The sequence below is a fragment of the Streptomyces ardesiacus genome, assembly GCF_003112575.1.
Lineage (GTDB): Bacteria > Actinomycetota > Actinomycetes > Streptomycetales > Streptomycetaceae > Streptomyces > Streptomyces ardesiacus.
In genome coordinates, this window is record NZ_BEWC01000004.1 from 249,966 (window position 1) to 264,661 (window position 14,696).

General features: G+C 73.1%; 17 protein-coding genes. 7 read left to right on the forward strand and 10 right to left on the reverse strand.

The window, feature by feature from the left end:
• Positions 1–16 precede the first annotated feature (16 nt).
• On the reverse strand, positions 17–574 hold the full coding sequence (locus Sdi02f_RS16105; RefSeq protein ID WP_031082300.1) for a TetR/AcrR family transcriptional regulator: 558 nt from the start codon (positions 572–574) through the stop codon (positions 17–19).
• A 125-nt stretch (positions 575–699) separates the two neighbouring features.
• Here Sdi02f_RS16105 and Sdi02f_RS16110 point away from each other — a divergent pair, with 125 nt between their 5' ends.
• A complete protein-coding gene (locus tag Sdi02f_RS16110) occupies positions 700–1,947 on the forward strand; it encodes an MFS transporter (RefSeq protein WP_108933537.1) in 1,248 nt (415 codons plus the stop codon).
• Positions 1,948–2,055: 108 nt separating this feature from the next.
• Positions 2,056–2,598 carry an MOSC domain-containing protein gene (locus Sdi02f_RS16115; RefSeq protein WP_030400466.1) on the forward strand — a complete coding sequence of 181 codons (543 nt, stop codon included), beginning with the start codon at positions 2,056–2,058 and terminating at the stop codon, positions 2,596–2,598.
• A gap of 182 nt (positions 2,599–2,780) precedes the next feature.
• On the opposite strand, the gene Sdi02f_RS16120 is transcribed toward Sdi02f_RS16115, so the two are convergent.
• The 8 genes from Sdi02f_RS16120 to Sdi02f_RS16155 all read right to left on the reverse strand — a co-directional run bounded on the left by Sdi02f_RS16120 (position 2,781) and on the right by Sdi02f_RS16155 (position 9,830).
• A complete protein-coding gene (locus tag Sdi02f_RS16120; RefSeq protein WP_030400465.1) occupies positions 2,781–3,584 on the reverse strand; it encodes an SAM-dependent methyltransferase in 804 nt (267 codons plus the stop codon).
• 67 nt (positions 3,585–3,651) lie between these two features.
• The gene (locus tag Sdi02f_RS16125) at positions 3,652–4,191 is read right to left on the reverse strand and encodes a GNAT family N-acetyltransferase (protein WP_030400464.1); all 540 of its coding nucleotides are present in this window, start codon (positions 4,189–4,191) and stop codon (positions 3,652–3,654) included.
• Positions 4,192–4,231: 40 nt separating this feature from the next.
• Entirely contained in the window at positions 4,232–5,065 is an 834-nt protein-coding gene (locus Sdi02f_RS16130; protein WP_108933538.1) for a PIG-L family deacetylase, read from the reverse strand.
• 145 nt (positions 5,066–5,210) lie between these two features.
• A complete protein-coding gene (locus Sdi02f_RS16135) occupies positions 5,211–5,873 on the reverse strand; it encodes a histidine phosphatase family protein (protein WP_030400462.1) in 663 nt (220 codons plus the stop codon).
• 67 nt (positions 5,874–5,940) lie between these two features.
• Positions 5,941–7,182, reverse strand: coding sequence for a D-mannonate dehydratase ManD (manD, locus tag Sdi02f_RS16140; protein WP_030400461.1), 1,242 nt, complete (start codon positions 7,180–7,182; stop codon positions 5,941–5,943).
• A 69-nt stretch (positions 7,183–7,251) separates the two neighbouring features.
• Positions 7,252–8,040, reverse strand: coding sequence for a pyrimidine reductase family protein (locus Sdi02f_RS16145; RefSeq protein WP_078869328.1), 789 nt, complete (start codon positions 8,038–8,040; stop codon positions 7,252–7,254).
• A complete protein-coding gene (gene folP, locus Sdi02f_RS16150) occupies positions 8,040–8,915 on the reverse strand; it encodes a dihydropteroate synthase (RefSeq protein ID WP_030400459.1) in 876 nt (291 codons plus the stop codon). Before folP ends, Sdi02f_RS16145 begins: the two co-directional genes overlap by 1 nt.
• Positions 8,916–9,149: 234 nt before the next feature.
• Positions 9,150–9,830: a hypothetical protein gene (locus tag Sdi02f_RS16155; RefSeq protein WP_051849588.1), complete on the reverse strand. Its 681-nt coding sequence runs from the start codon at positions 9,828–9,830 to the stop codon at positions 9,150–9,152.
• A gap of 127 nt (positions 9,831–9,957) precedes the next feature.
• Between Sdi02f_RS16155 and Sdi02f_RS16160 the strand changes: the two genes are divergently transcribed.
• From Sdi02f_RS16160 to Sdi02f_RS16175, 4 genes are all read left to right on the forward strand, one after another.
• Positions 9,958–10,395, forward strand: a complete 438-nt coding sequence (locus Sdi02f_RS16160; protein WP_030400457.1) for an Hsp20/alpha crystallin family protein — start codon at positions 9,958–9,960, stop codon at positions 10,393–10,395.
• A 200-nt stretch (positions 10,396–10,595) separates the two neighbouring features.
• A complete protein-coding gene (locus Sdi02f_RS16165; RefSeq protein ID WP_051783299.1) occupies positions 10,596–10,991 on the forward strand; it encodes a DUF2267 domain-containing protein in 396 nt (131 codons plus the stop codon).
• Between the two features lie 289 nt (positions 10,992–11,280).
• Complete coding sequence (locus Sdi02f_RS35900; RefSeq protein ID WP_030400455.1) at positions 11,281–11,568, forward strand: DUF6355 family natural product biosynthesis protein; 288 nt, start codon at positions 11,281–11,283, stop codon at positions 11,566–11,568.
• Positions 11,569–11,709: 141 nt separating this feature from the next.
• A complete protein-coding gene (locus Sdi02f_RS16175; RefSeq protein WP_108933539.1) occupies positions 11,710–12,627 on the forward strand; it encodes an endo-beta-N-acetylglucosaminidase H in 918 nt (305 codons plus the stop codon).
• 21 nt (positions 12,628–12,648) lie between these two features.
• On the opposite strand, the gene Sdi02f_RS16180 is transcribed toward Sdi02f_RS16175, so the two are convergent.
• Entirely contained in the window at positions 12,649–13,002 is a 354-nt protein-coding gene (locus Sdi02f_RS16180) for a hypothetical protein (RefSeq protein ID WP_174843354.1), read from the reverse strand.
• Positions 13,003–13,130: 128 nt separating this feature from the next.
• Here Sdi02f_RS16180 and Sdi02f_RS16185 point away from each other — a divergent pair, with 128 nt between their 5' ends.
• Positions 13,131–14,609 carry an FAD-dependent monooxygenase gene (locus tag Sdi02f_RS16185; protein ID WP_108933540.1) on the forward strand — a complete coding sequence of 493 codons (1,479 nt, stop codon included), beginning with the start codon at positions 13,131–13,133 and terminating at the stop codon, positions 14,607–14,609.
• Positions 14,610–14,696 lie beyond the last annotated feature (87 nt).

Genomic DNA, 14,696 nt, shown 5'->3' on the forward strand with positions numbered 1-14,696 from the left:
CCGGGGCCGGTTCCGTTCAGTGGTGCCGCTCGACGAGCGCCCGGACGACGGCGGCGACCTCCTCGCGGTCGGTGGGCCGCAGGTCGACGGAGTTGTGGATGGAGAATCCCTCGACCAGGGCGTCCAGGGCCCGCGCGGTGAGCGGGTCGAAGTGCCTGGCCAGGGAGGACCGGCTGGCCTGCATCCAGGAGCGCATGACGGCGCGCACCTCGGGGTGGCGGGTGGCGAAGGCGTAGAGCTCGTAGCTGAGCAGGAGGTTGCGGTCGGTCCCCCAGACCTTGCCGCAGATGATCTCGACGACCGCGTCCTCGGCCTCCCGGCGGGTGTGCGCGGCCTCCAGCAGGGCGCCGTAGCGGGTGGAGACGGTCTCCGCGAGCCGGGTGAAGGCGTCGGTCAGCAGGTGCTGCATGTCGTCGAAGTAGTAGGTCAGCGACCCGAGCGGCACGCCCGCCGCCGCCGCGATCTTGCGGAAGGTCACCTTGAGGGCACCGTGCTCGGCGATGACGTCGAGCGCGGCGTCGAGGATGCGTTCGCGGCGCCGGGGGTCGTTGGGGCCACGGGTGCTGCCAGTCATCGCCGTTGTCCGCCTTGTCTTTCTCGGCCGCCGAACCGGTGTGTACATTTGTGCATACTCGGTGGGCGCCGCGGGATCGTCGCCTGCCTGCCCCTCATTGTCTCCAACACCGGCGGAGCCCCTCCTTGACCGACCGCGCTGTAGACCGACGCCGCCGGGCGCTGTACCTCTTCTTCTTCCTCAACGGCATCGCCATGTCCTCCTGGGTCACGCGCACCCCGGACATCCGTGACCAACTGGACGTGTCCACGGGGCAGATGGGGCTGGTGCTGTTCGGTCTGTCCGTCGGCTCGATGACCGGCATCCTCTGTTCCGGCCGCTTCGTGTCGCGCTTCGGGACCAGACCCGTGACGGCGCTCGCCACGCTGTTCGTCGTCGTGAGCGTGCTCGTCGTCGGCGCGGGCAGTGCCCTCGGCTCCGCGCCCCTGGTCACCGCGGGGCTGTGCGTGTTCGGCGTGGGCGTCGGATCGGGCGAGGTGGCCATCAACGTGGACGGTGCCGACGTGGAACGGATCACCGGCACGACGGTTCTGCCCACGCTGCACGGCTGCTTCAGCCTGGGCACCGTCATCGGCGCTCTGGCCGGCATGGCGGCCACCGCAGCGGCGTTCCCCGCCCACTGGCACCTGCTGGCGGTGGCCGCGGTGACGGCGGCGATCTTCGTGTACGCCATCGGTGCCGTCCCCGCCGGGACCGGGGTCCGGGCCGCGGCGCCCGCTTCGGACTCCCCGCGGCCCGCGGGGCCGCAGGTGTGGAAGGACCGGCGGCTCCTGATGATCGGGGCCATCGTCCTGGCCATGGCTCTCGCCGAGGGCGCCGCCAACGACTGGCTGCCGCTGCTCATGGTCGACGGCCACGGCCTCGACGCCGCCGTCGGCTCGCTGGTCTACGTGGGATTCGCGGCGGCGATGACGCTGGGGCGCTTCGGCGGCACGTTCTTCCTCAACCGTTACAGCCGGGCGACCGTCGTGCGGGCCAGCGCGGTCTCCGGCGCCGTCGGTCTGTGTCTGGTCATCTTCTCCGACAACACCGTCGTGGCCGCGGCCGCCGTCCTGTTCTGGGGACTGGGCGCCTCCCTGGGCTTTCCGGTGGCCCTGTCGGCGGCGGGCGACTCGGGACCCGACGAGACCGCCCGGGTCGGCCTCGTGGCGACGATCGGCTACATCGCCTTCCTGGTGGGGCCGCCCACCCTCGGCTTCCTGGGCGACCACTACGGGCTGCGTCCGGCGATGGTCGTGGTCCTGGCGTTCGTCGCCACGGCCGTCCTCGCGGCCCCGGCCGCCGGTACCCGCGTGTCCCGGCGCGCCGGGGACGATGCCGCACTTCCCGCCGAACTCGCCGTGGAGCGGCCGGGGCAGCGCACCGAGGGGTGAACGCGCGACCGGCGCACGTCGCCGGCGCCTCCTCCGGAGCAGGCGGCCCCCGCCGGGGGGTTAGGGTCGTGACCGGTCAGCAGTGTCACGCGGGAGGGGACGTCGGGAATGAGCGCAGTGGTGACGGCGGTCAGCAGCAACGGCACGTACTCGTTCACCAAGCCGAACCGGGAGAGCATCACGCTCCTCGCCGGGCTCGGTGTGGAGGGCGACGTCCACGCCGGTGTGACGGTCAAGCACCGTTCGCGGGTCGCACAGGACCCCACCCGGCCGAACCTGCGCCAGGTCCACCTCATGCACGAGGAACTCTTCGCCGAGGTCGGCGCGGAGGGGTTCGAGGTGACGGCCGGTGACCTCGGTGAGAACATCACCACCCGCGGCATCGATCTGCTGGGCCTGCCGGTCGGCACGGTGCTGCGCGTCGGCGAGGAGGCCGTGCTGGAGGTGACCGGCCTTCGCAACCCCTGCCTGCAGATCGACACCTTCCGGGACGGGCTCCTGAAGCAGGTCGTCGGCCGGGACGAGGCCGGGAACCTCGTGCGCAAGGCCGGAATCATGAGCATCGTGCGGCACGGTGGCACGGTGCGCCCCGGCGACGCCATCACCGTGGAGCTTCCCAGCGAACCGCACCGCCCCCTCGACCGGGTCTGACGCCTTCGGCCGGCCGCCGGGCGCGACGGGTGCGGTGCCGGTCTCTTCCCTCTGCCGGAAGACCTGGGGCGCGCCACCGCCGGAGGGGACCCGCCGGTCCCGCCCTGCCGTCCGGTGCGCTCGGTCGCACCGGACGGCTTTCGGCGCTGTGACGCCCCCCTGAGGCGGAAGCTGCGGCGGCGTCAGTTCTTGACCGCGACTCCGCAGACGGACACCTCGGCCGTGGGCTCCTCGGGCCGGTCGGCGTCCGGACGCCAGGTGGCGGTGGACACGACGCCCGGCTCCACCAGGGTCAGTCCGGCGAAGTAGGCCGCGATGTCCTGCGGGGACCGCAGGTGGTAGGTGTTGGCCGACTGCCCGTTGTACGCCTCGACCGCCCTGTTGAGCGCCTCGTTGCCGTTGGTGCCGTCGCTCAGGGCCAGGTAGCTGCCCGGGGGAAGCTCCGAGAGCAGCGCGTTCACCAGTTCCCCGGGGCGCTCGGCGTCGGAGATCTGCCCCATGATCCCCAGCATGGTCAGCGCGACCGGGCGGCTGAAGTCCAGGGTCTTGGCGGCCTCGGCCAGGATCCGTTCCGGGTCCCGCACGTCGGCGTCGATGTAGGCGCAGGCACCCTCCGGGCTGCTGGTGAGCAGGGCCTGTGCGTGGGTGAGGACGAGGGGGTCGTTGTCCACGTACACGATGCGGCTCTCCGGCGCGATGCGCTGGGCCACCTCGTGCGTGTTGTCCGCCGTCGGCAGTCCCGTACCGATGTCCAGGAACTGGCGGATGCCGGCCTCGCCCGCCAGGAACCGCACCGCGCGGGCCAGGAACCGCCGTTGCACCTGGGCGACGGCGGCGAACTCCGGAAACGTCGTCAGGATGACGTCGCCGGCCGCGCTGTCGACCGGGTAGTTGTCCTTGCCGCCCAGCAGGTAGTTCCAGACGCGGGCGGAGTGCGGACGGTCGGTCTGCAGTCTGGCCCTGACTTCTTCACTCGGATGACTCATGGGCAAAGCTTCACACAGAGTTGACCATCTGGGGGTGAAGTGCCGCGCACCCGTACGGCATTGGGGTTCAGTCGGACGGCGCGGCCGGGGGCCGCAGGCCGAGCCACTGCTCGGCGTCCCAGGCCCGGAACCGCTCGACCTCGCCGAACCCCAGCTTCGCGGCGAGGCGCATCGAGGCGGTGTTGGCCGTCTGGGTGGTGAGCACCACCGGCTCGCCGGGAAGGACGCCGTCGAGCCAGTCGAGCGCCGCCGCGCACGCCTCGGCGGCATACCCGCGGCCCCAGGCCCGCGGCAGGAACAGGTAGCCGAGGTCGACCATCCCCACGGCGGCCGGGCGTTGGTGCTCCGGCGCCCTCCTGAGCAGGACCTGACCGATCATCGCCCCGTCGAGCTCGACGACGAAGCACCCGGGCCACCGCCCCGGCACCCCGGGCGTCTCACGCTCGAGCTCCTCGCGCGGCCGGGGCCCGCCGAGGTAGGTGTGCACCTGCGGCGACGCCAGAAGCTCGACGAACGCCGCACGGTCCCGGACCTCGGACTCACGCAGCAGGAGTCTGTCGGTCCTGATCGGCTCGGGCGGCCAGGCGACGGGCCCCAGGTCTGACATGCGCGCAGGCTAGCAGCCCCGGGACCCCGCCGGCCGGGGATCAGCGCAGTCCGGCGAAGAGGTCGTTCTCCGGTACCGCCGCGCCCGTGGTGTCGCGGACGCGGACGAAGGTCTCCACGCCCATCAGCTCGCCGAACCTCTCCTTGCCCATCCTGAGGAAGAAGATGTTCTCGCCCTGACTGGCGTGCGCGGCCAGCGCGTCGAACTTCTGGCCGCTGAACGCGGTGGTGTCGACCCAGGTGGTGATCTCCTCGTCGGGCAGGCCGATCTCGGCCGGCGCGGCGGCCTCGGCGGGGTCCGGCTCCGGCATCTCCTCGCCGAACTCGCGCATGAGCTCGCCGAAACGCCCCGTCATCGAGCGGGGTGCCGTCGTCCAGTACACCTTCGGCGCCCCGTCGGTCATCTCCAGTGCCGCCATCGTGATGCGGTGTGCCTGGATGTGGTCGGGATGGCCGTAGAAGCCGTTCTCGTCGTAGGTGACGACGACATCGGGCCGGTAGTGCCGCATGAGGTCGGCGAGCCGCGCGGCTCCTTCCGCCACCGGGGTCTGCCAGAAGGAGCCCGGAGCTTCGTTGCTCGGCCAGCCCGCCATTCCGGAGTCGGCGTAGCCCAGCAGTTCGAGGTCGCTCACCTTGAGGACGTCGCAACTCGCCCGCAGTTCGCGGCGGCGCATCAGGGCGACGGCCGCCGGATCGTGCCCCGGGTCGCCCGGCTTGACACCCCCCGGTCCGTCACCGCACCCCCCGTCGGTACACGTCACGAGCACCGTGCGGATGCCCTCCGCCGCGTACCGCGCCAGGACGCCGCCCGTTCCGGTGGCCTCGTCGTCGGGGTGGGCGTGCACGGCCATGAGCGTCAAGGGTCGGTCCGTCATGAAACTGTTCCTCCTGCAGACATGCGTCTGGATACGGGTGGCGAGTACGGCGGGTGTTCGGCTGTGCAACAGCGCGGACCGTCCCCGCTGTTCCCGGCCGGTGCCCTCCGGTCCGCGGGGTCCCTCCGTGCTCCGCCGCCGGGCGTCAGGGCGTGGAGACGGCGGACCCCGTGGGGTCGTCCGGGCCGGGTGTGCGGGGAAGGGGCCCGACGGAGCTGCCCTCCCAGAGCAGGGCCCGCCACCCCTGGTCGGGCGATCCGGTGAGGACGACGATGCCCGTGTTGGCCAGGGGGTGCTCGGCCGCGTAGGCGACGTCCACGTTGTCCGCCCGGGCGGCCACCCACATGCGGATCACTGCTCCGTGGCTGACCAGCGCCACCGTCTCCGCGCCGTCCCGGTGCGCCTCGGCGACGACGGCGTCGAACCGGGCCAGCGCCTCCACCCCGTTCTCGCCTCCGGGCATACGGAGCCGCACGTCCCCCGCGGACCAGGCGAAGGCGGTGTGCATGTAGAGGTGCGCCGCCTCCTCGTCGCCGCGCATCTCCAGCTCCCCGGCGGTCAGTTCCCGGATGCCGGACCGGACCCGCACCTCCAGCCCCGTCGCGGCGGCCAGGGGTGCGGCGGTCAGCTGCGTGCGCACGAGTGTCGACGCGTACAGGGCGTCGATCTCCTCCGAGGCCAGTGCGTCGGGCAGGGCCGCGGCCTGTTCCTGACCGAGGGAGGTCAGGCCGGGGCCGGGCTCCGCGGTGTCCAGGAGGTGCTTGAGGTTGGACGGGGTCTGGCCGTGCCTGATGAGCAGGAGACGCATGCTGGGGGACTTTCCGGAGGACGACGGGACATCCCCACTGTGCCACGCCCCGCCGGCGCCCCGGGCCTCACCAGTCGTGGACGGTGCCGTCGCGGAGGCGGTTCACGGGCAGGTAGGCGGGCTCGTAGGGGAAGCGGGACGCGGCCTCGTCGTCGAGCTCCACCCCGAGGCCGGGGGCGTCGCCGGGGTGCAGGAGACCGTCCTCGAAGCGGTAGGAGGTGCGGAACACCTCGAGCGTCTCCGGGGCGTGGCGCATGTACTCCTGGATGCCGAAGTTGTGCACGGCGAGGTCGAGGTGGAGGGCGGCCGCCATGCCCACGGGCGAGATGTCGGTGGGGCCGTGCATGCCGGACTTGACGCCGTGGACGGCGGCCATGTCGAGCAGTTTGCGCACGGCGGTGATGCCGCCGGTGTGCGTCACCGCCGAGCGGACGTAGTCGATCAGGCGTTCCTGGAGCAGCGTGGTGTAGTCGTGGACGGAGTTGAACACCTCGCCGATGGCCAGCGGGGTGGTGGTGTGCTCCCGGATCAGCCGCAGTGCGCGCTGGTCCTCCCCGGGGGTCGCGTCCTCCAGCCAGAACAGGTCGTAGGGCTCGAGGTCCTTGCCCAGCCGCGCGGCCTGGATGGGCGTCATGCGGTGGTGCCCGTCGTGCAGCAGCGGAAGCTCGGGGCCGAAGGTGTGCCGTACGGCTTCGAACACGGTGGGCATGTGGCGCAGGTAGGCGCGGGTGTCCCAGGTCTCCTCGGTGGGCCGCGGGTGAGCGGCGCGGGTACGCCGGGCGGGCTCGTAGTCGTAGCGCTCGCCCTCTCCGGCGGCGGAGGCGGCGACGCCGTACACGGAGTCGAGGCCGGGGATGCCGCTCTGGATCCGGACGGCACGGAACCCGTCGGCCAGGTGCGCGCGCACGGAGTCGAGCAGCTCGGGTATGTCCCGGCCGGAGGCGTGTCCGTAGGCCAGCGCGCCCGTGCGGCACGCGCCGCCGAGGAGCTGGTACACCGGCATGCCCGCCGCCTTGCCCTTGATGTCCCACAGGGCGGTGTCCACGGCGGCGACGGCCGCCATCGTGACCGGACCCCGGCGCCAGTACGCGCCCCGGTACAGGTACTGCCAGGTGTCCTCGATGGCGTGCGCGTCCCGGCCGAGCAGCAAGGGGGCCACGTGCTCGCGCAGGTAGGCCTCGACGGCCAGCTCACGACCGTTGAGGGTGGCGTCCCCGAGGCCGGTGAGCCCGTCCTCGGTGGTGATGCGCAGGGTGACGAAGTTGCGGCCGGGGCTGGTGACGACGACATCGGCAGCGGTGATCTTCACGTGGGTTTCGTCCTCGGGGGTCTCGGCGACGGTGGTCGGGGCGGCGTGACGCCCGCCCCGGCCACCCTTTTACGCGTCGCCGTCGTCGTCAACGGCCGCCCCTGGTCCCGGCCGCCGGTCCGGCCGCACGAGATAGCGCAGGAGCAGGGTGTCGTCCTCGGCGACCGCGGAGGCCAGGCGCAGGTCGGTGGGCGGCACGGGCGGGCCGGCGGCGATGCGGCCGGCGGGGCCCGCCGTCAGCAGCGGGGAGACGGTCAGACGGAGCTCGTCGACCAGCCCGGCGGCGGTCAGCGCCCCGAACAGGTGCGCCCCGCCCTCGCAGTCGATGCGGCGCAGCCCGCGTGAGGTGAGCGCCGAGACCGCCGCGGCGAGGTCGACCGTGTCCTCTCCGGCGACGACGACGTCCGCTCCGGCGTCCTGCCAGGCCCGCCGGACGGGCGCCGGCGCCGACGCGCAGGTGAGGACGACGGTGGGGACGCGCGCCCGGGTGATGACGGGGGCGTCGGGGGGCAGGCCCCGTCCGCTGGTCACCACGGCGGTGGGCGGGACGTCGGCCAGGCCGTGACGGCGCCGGCGGGCGAGGGTGTGCTCGTCGGGGTGGACGCCGCGGAATCCCTCGACCATGGCGGTGGTGGCGCCGATCAGCAGTACGTCGGCGAGGTCGCTGCCCAGTTGCAGCACCTTGCGGTCGGGCGGGGTGGACAGGGGCCTGGCCAGACCGCCGACCTCCACGGCCCCGTCGGCGCTGGCGACGAAGTTGACGGCCAGCCAGGGCTTCCCGGCCGGATAGGTGTAGAGGCGTTCGAGGGCCTCGTCGTCGAGGGGCCGGGCGTGTTCGGCGGGCCAGATCTGGTGCATCAGGCGATCCAGGTGCCGGTGCGGGCGGGGGGACGGCTGCCGTTGATGCCCGCGGCCATCTCGACGGTCTGCCTGGTGGGGCGGACCTGGTGGGCCCGGAAGACGGCGGCGCCGTCCCGGGCGGCGATGGCCGTGGCCGCCAGGGTGCCGGTGAGCCGGTCCTGGAGTTCCACGTCCAGCATCTCGCCGACGAAGGTCTTGTTGGACAGGGCCATCAGGACCGGCCATCCGGTCTGTGTGAACTCCCGGACGTTGCGCAGCAGCAGGAGGTGGTCGGCGGTGTTCTTGCCGTAGCCGGTGGCGTCGATGAGGATGCCTCCCCGGGGCACGCCAGCGGCTTCGGCCCGTTCCGCCAGTGCGACCACGGCGGTACGCACGGCGGCCACCACGTCGGGGTAGCCGGGGCGGAAGGGTTCGGCGCGGGGTGGGCGGCCGCCGGTGTGCGTGCACACGTAGCCCGCGCGGTGTGCGGCGGCCACCTCGATCAGCTTCGGGTCGGCGGCGGCCCATGCGTCGTTGAGGATGTCCGCGCCGGCCCGGCAGGCGGCGTCGCCGACTTCGTGGCGCCAGGTGTCGATGCTGATCAGGAGGTCGGGGTAGCGGTCGCGGGCCCATTCCACCAGCGGGACGACACGGGCGGCTTCCTCGTCGGCCGTGACCTCCTCGCCCGGGCTGGCCGCCACCCCGCCGAGGTCGATCATGTCGGCCCCCTCGGCGACGGCCCGGGCGACGGCTTCCCGGGCGGCTTCGGCGGCGAAGGTGGCGCCCCGGTCGTAGAAGGAGTCCGGTGTGCGGTTGACGATCGCCATCACCAGGGGCCGGTCGCTGACGATGCGGCGGCCGCGGAACTCGAGGTCGACTGCTGCGGCTTTCATACGGTCGTGGCTCCTGTCGTCGGTCGGGCGGGGCGGGCGCCTTGCCGGTCGGCCGCGCGGACGGTGGTGACCCCGCCGTCACGGCCCCGGCACACCGGGGCGCGGCGGCGGGCACCGACGATCAGTATCCGCCGGAGCGGCCCCCGCGTCGTGGTCATGGCCGTTTCCGAGCCGGGCGGCGCCGTTGTCGTTGCCGGTCCGGTCGCTCCGCCTCGCGCACGGCGGCGACGCGCTTCACGCCCTCTCCCCCGGCGTGCCCTCCCCCGGCGCCCCGTCCTGCGCCGTCCCCGCGCGCCGGAGCCGGTCGGTGCGCCGGGTGACGGTGTCGACGCGGTCGGCCAGTTCGGGGTGGTGCGCGCCGAGGTGCTCACGGGCGCCGGAGAGCGGCCCAATGAGACCGGCGGCGTCGTCGCGGCCCAGTGCCTGGACGAGCGGTGCCCGGGCGTCGGCCGGGAGACCCGTCAGCGCGGTGATCTGACCGGCGAGCTGGCGCAGGTCCGCGGCGTTGCCCCGGGCCCAGGAGGTGACGGCCCGGTCGGCGGCGCGGCGGTCCCGGGTGGCCTGGACGCGCTCCTCCCCGGTGCTGCCGGGGGCGCCGGGCCGCAGGCGCAGGTACCGGCGTTCGGCGGCCTGCCGGCTGGCGACGCCGAGCGGGCGGGCCAGGTCGGCCCAGCTCGCCCCCGCCTCGCGGGCGGTTTCGATCAGTCCCGTCTCCCACCCGGCGAGCTGGTCGCGCACCTCCCGCAGGAGCAGCAGTGCGGCAAGAGCCTGGTCGGAGCTGATCTCGCCGCCGGTCTGCCCGCCCTGCCGCGGGGTCTGGGCGCCGTGGACGGCCTCCTCGATCGCCGCCAGCGCCGCCTGCGCGGCGAGGAAGGACACGGGACGGGGTGCGGCTTCCCGCGGGTCTTCGGCCATGGTCACCTCCCGACCGTGGCGTCATCCGATTGACGACGCCAGCAGTTGTCATCGTTTCGATGACATGCTACAGAAGAAGCAAGAACCAGCGCATGAGCGGAACTGCTCGAACTGGAGGTGTTACACGATGCTGATGCGCACCGACCCCTTCCGTGAGCTCGACCGGATCACCCAGCAGTTGCTCCCCGGCACGTCCGGAACCTGGTCGCGGCCGTCCGCGATGCCCATGGACGCCTACCGCGACGGGGACGTGTACGTGATCGCCCTCGACATCCCCGGTGTCGACCGGGACGCGATCGACATCGACGTCGAGCGCAACATGCTGACCGTCCGGGCCGAGCGCCGTCCCGCGGCCGGCGGCGACGCGGTGCAGATGGAACTCGCGGAGCGCTCCTTCGGCGTGTTCTCACGCCAGGTGATGCTCGCGGACACCCTCGACACCGAACGCATCAGTGCCGACTACGACGCGGGCGTCCTCACCCTGCGCGTCCCGATCGCCGAGCGGGCCAAGCCGCGCAAGATCTCGATCGGCGCCGGCCCGGACCCCAAGGAGATCTCCGGCTGAGCCGGGGACCGTGTCCCCCGGCGGGCGGAGGGCGGCAGGTCCACGCACCTCCCGTCCTCCGCCCGCCGAGGAGACGAGACGGGGACGTGTGTTCCCGCAGTCAGCCGGCCGACCAGGCCCTCACCACCCCGCATCCCAGAAAGGCGCCCTTCACCGTGCAGTCCAAGGCGGCGCCGGCGACGGTTCCCACCGAGCCGGCCATGTCGTACGTCCAGATGCTGGAGCAGGTCCGTTACCACGGCGCCTATCCCACCCGGGAGCGGGCCGAGGAGGTCGTCTCCACCGTTCTGGCCGCCCTCGGCCGTCGCATCACCGGAGAGGAACGCGTCGAACTGGCCGCCCGTCTCCCGCGTGAGGCGGCGCGGATCTTCGCCGCCCAGATCCCGGAAACCGACCCGATGACCGGCTGGGGCTTCGTCAGGGACCTCGCCACCCGCACCGGCGGCACCCTCGCCACCACGCGCTGGGACGTCGGCTCGGTCCTGGGCGTCGTCGCCCGCCTCGCCGGCCCGGTCCTGCTCGACCGCATCCTGGCCCACCTGCCCTCCGGCTACGCGATCCTCTTCGGCCGGGCGGAACTCACCCAGGCGGCCTGACCTCCGCCGCGCTCCCGGCGCGCCGGCCCGCGGACACCGCACGGGCCGGCGCGCCGCCGAGGGCGATGGCGGCCCCCACCGGGGTGCGCGGCCCACGCCGTGCGCGACGAGATCCGGCGAACCGGCCAAGATCAACTGATCGGCGCAACCACGAATCGTTTCGCCGGGTGAACGGTGCGGACGACGGCCGAACCGGCCGCCGGGAGCTGTGAGTCTGGGCGTCGTACCGACGACGGATCGACGGGCACGGGCACTCCGGACCGGCGATCCCCGACCGCCAGGAGTTCCCTTGTCTCTTCGTCGCCTCGTCACCAGCGCCTTCGCCTCGCTCTCGCTGGCCCTCGCCTCCGTGGGCGCCCTCGCCCTGAGCGCCGGTCCGGCCGCCGCGAATCCCTGCGGCTTCTACGAGACGTCCTCCGACGCCTACTACAACCACTGCACCTCGGACGGCTCGCACATCGTCATCGAGATCGACGACTGGGGGCCCAACAGCGAGCGGTGCGTGGGCCCCGGCGTGACCTGGATCGGCTCCGCCTCCGACATCGACGGCGCCTGGTACACCGGCCGCACCTGCTGAGCCGGGAGGGCCGCCGTGCGGGGAAGAGGTGAAGAATTCCGGCACGGCCCCGGGCCCGGGTTCCCTCGTGGGAAGACTGGAAGCACCAGCTCGGCGCCCCGAACAGGCGGGGCGCCGAACCGCGTTGGGAGGCCATCACCCATGTTCACCCCGATACGGAGAAGAGCGCGGAGGGCGGCGCTCGCGCTCTCGGCCGCCGCGGCCCTCGTCCTGGGCACCACCGCGGCGAACGGCGCACCGGCGGACCCGGCCCCCGCGAAGCAGGGGCCGACCTCGGTGGCCTACGTCGAGGTCAACAACAACAGCATGCTCAACGTCGGCAAGTACACCCTGGCGAACGGGGGCGGCAACGTCTTCGACGTCGCCGTGATCTTCGCGGCGAACATCAACTACGACACCGGCACGCAGACGGCGTACCTGCACTTCAACGAGAACGTGCAGCGCGTCCTCGACAACGTTGCCACCCAGGTACGGCCCTTGCAGCGGAAGGGCATCAAGGTCCTCCTCTCGGTGCTCGGCAACCACCAGGGCGCCGGTTTCGCCAACTTCACCTCCCAGCAGGCCGCTTCGGCGTTCGCGAAGCAACTCTCGGACGCGGTGGCCGAGTACGGCCTCGACGGCGTCGACTTCGACGACGAATACGCCGAGTACGGCACCAACGGCACCGCCCAGCCCAACGACAGCTCGTTCGTGCACCTGGTGACGGCACTGCGCGCGAACATGCCGGACAAGGTCATCAGCCTCTACAACATCGGCCCGGCCGCCGCACGCCTGTCCTACGGCGGTGTCGACGTCTCCTCCGCGTTCGACTACGCCTGGAACCCGTACTACGGCACCTGGCAGGTACCCGGTGTCGCGCTGCCCAAGTCGAAGCTGTCGCCGGCGGCCGTCGAGATCGGCCGGACCTCCCCGGCCACGGCGGCCGGCCTCGCCCGGCGCACCGTCGACGAGGGGTACGGCGTCTACCTGACGTACAACCTCGACGGCAGCGACCGCAGTGCCGACGTCTCGGCGTTCACCAGGGAGCTGTACGGCAGCGAGGCCGTCCACACGCCGTAGGGGTGCGGGCACCGGGGTCCCTCACGGACCCGCGGGTCCGGCGGCCGCGCCGGGGGCGGGCGCCGGGCCCCACGGCGCCTCCAGTGCGGCGCGCAGCGCGGTGACCGGGTCCCGGCCGATCCGCTCGGCGAGGGTCTCCTCCAGCCGCTGCAGGACGAGGCCCGCCTCCCGGTGCGCGCGCCGTCCCTCCGAGGGCCGCCGGATCAGCCCCCGCCGGGCGGGGTCGGGGTCGGGGGCCTGCTCCAGCAGTCCGATGCGAGCCGCGTCCCCGGAGGAGCCGGCCCCGCCCGACCGTGTCCGGGGCCGGCGGCCGGAGCCGGAAAAGGAATGGACCGCCCGAGCCGCCCGCCTGTAGCGTGCGGTGGACCGTGACACCGCCCGAGGAGGTGAGACCCGTGAACGCTGTATCGACATGGGTGCTCCCCCTTCCGGTCATGGCCGGCGACTGACCCAGGTGTCGCCGGGAGCGCCTCGACCACAAGGCACTCCCGAAGGGCACCACCATGACATCAGGGCAGTACACCGCGCAGCCGTCGTCCCACGGCACGGCCGAACCCGACTTCGACGTGATCATCGCCGGCTGCGGGCCGACCGGCGCGATGCTCGCCGCCGAACTGCGGCTGCACGACGTGCGCGTGCTCGTGCTGGAGCAGGAGACCGAGCCCGCGTCGTTCGTCCGCATCGTCACCCTCCACATGCGCAGCCTCGAACTGATGGCGATGCGCGGCCTGCTGGACCGCCTCCTGCGGCACGGACGACGGCGCCCCGTCGGCGGAGTCTTCGCCGCCTTGCCCGGGCCCGCGCCCGAGGGCCTGGACTCGGACCACGCCTACCTGCTGGGCATCCCGCAGCCGGTCGTCGTCCGGCTGCTCGAGGAACACGCGGCCGGCCTGGGCGCACGGGTCCGGCACGGGGCCGCGGTCGCCGACTTCGAGCAGGACGACGAGGGGGTGACCGTGGCGCAGGCCGGCGGCGAGCGGCTGCGGGCGCGCTACCTCGTCGGCTGTGACGGCGGGCGCAGCACGGTGCGCAAGCGGCTGGGCGTCGGCTTCCCCGGCGAGCCCTCGCGCAACGAGACGCTGATGGGCGAGATGCGGGTGAGCGCGCCGCCGGAGGAGATCGCCGCCGCGGTGGCCGCCGTGCGCGAGACCGAACCGCGTTTCTGGCTGCGGCCGTTCGGCGAGGGGATCTACAGCGTCGTGGTCCCCGCCGCCGCAGGGGGCACTCGCGCGCAGCCGCCCACCCTGGAGGACTTCCGGCAGCGGTTGCGCGCCGTCGCGGGAACGGATTTCGGCGTGCACTCCCCGCGCCGGCTGTCCCGTTTCGGGGACGCCACCCGGCTGGCCGAACGCTATCGGGCCGGGCGGGTGCTGCTCGCGGGCGACGCGGCGCACATCCATCCGCCCATCGGCGGCCAGGGACTCAACCTCGGTGTCCAGGACGCGGTCAACCTGGGCTGGAAACTGGCCGCGCAGATCCGCGGCTGGGCGCCGGACACCCTGCTGGACACCTACGAGAGCGAACGCCGGCCGGTCGCCGAGGAGGTGCTGGACAACACCCGCGCCCAGACCGAACTGCTCTCCCCCGAACCGGGTCCGCGGGCCGTGCGGCGGCTCCTCACGGAACTGATGGGCATCGACGAGGTGAACCGCCGTCTCGTCGAGAAGATCACCGCGACCGGCGTCCGTTACGACTTCGGCGCGGGCCCCGGCCTGCTCGGCCGCCGCCTGCGGGACATCGAGGTGGCACAGGGCCGCCTCTACGACCTGTTGCACCGCGGACGCGGTCTGCTGCTCGACCGCACCGGACGCCTGACCGTGGGCGGCTGGTCGGACCGGGTCGATCACCTGGTGGATCCCACCGCCGCGCTGGACGTTCCGTGCGTCCTGCTGCGCCCCGACGGCCACGTCGCCTGGACCGGCGACGACCAGCGGGACCTGGACGGCCACCTCTCCCGCTGGTTCGGCCGTCCCGTCGGCTGACGCGACCGGGCGGCGGCGGAGACGGGGCGTTTTCGGTGCCCCGGTGCCCTCCCCTGGGTACGGAACCGGGCAACAACGCCTCGACGG

Coding starts and splice junctions, on each gene's coding strand:
- Sdi02f_RS16105 (WP_031082300.1), bottom strand. CDS start 574: ATGACTGGCAGCACCCGTGGCCCCAACGACCCCCGGCGCCGCGAACGC.
- Sdi02f_RS16115 (WP_030400466.1), top strand. CDS start 2,056: ATGAGCGCAGTGGTGACGGCGGTCAGCAGCAACGGCACGTACTCGTTC.
- Sdi02f_RS16120 (WP_030400465.1), bottom strand. CDS start 3,584: ATGAGTCATCCGAGTGAAGAAGTCAGGGCCAGACTGCAGACCGACCGT.
- Sdi02f_RS16125 (WP_030400464.1), bottom strand. CDS start 4,191: ATGTCAGACCTGGGGCCCGTCGCCTGGCCGCCCGAGCCGATCAGGACC.
- Sdi02f_RS16130 (WP_108933538.1), bottom strand. CDS start 5,065: ATGACGGACCGACCCTTGACGCTCATGGCCGTGCACGCCCACCCCGAC.
- Sdi02f_RS16135 (WP_030400462.1), bottom strand. CDS start 5,873: ATGCGTCTCCTGCTCATCAGGCACGGCCAGACCCCGTCCAACCTCAAG.
- Sdi02f_RS16145 (WP_078869328.1), bottom strand. CDS start 8,040: ATGCACCAGATCTGGCCCGCCGAACACGCCCGGCCCCTCGACGACGAG.
- folP (WP_030400459.1), bottom strand. CDS start 8,915: ATGAAAGCCGCAGCAGTCGACCTCGAGTTCCGCGGCCGCCGCATCGTC.
- Sdi02f_RS16155 (WP_051849588.1), bottom strand. CDS start 9,830: ATGGCCGAAGACCCGCGGGAAGCCGCACCCCGTCCCGTGTCCTTCCTC.
- Sdi02f_RS16160 (WP_030400457.1), top strand. CDS start 9,958: ATGCTGATGCGCACCGACCCCTTCCGTGAGCTCGACCGGATCACCCAG.
- Sdi02f_RS16165 (WP_051783299.1), top strand. CDS start 10,596: ATGTCGTACGTCCAGATGCTGGAGCAGGTCCGTTACCACGGCGCCTAT.
- Sdi02f_RS16175 (WP_108933539.1), top strand. CDS start 11,710: ATGTTCACCCCGATACGGAGAAGAGCGCGGAGGGCGGCGCTCGCGCTC.
- Sdi02f_RS16185 (WP_108933540.1), top strand. CDS start 13,131: ATGACATCAGGGCAGTACACCGCGCAGCCGTCGTCCCACGGCACGGCC.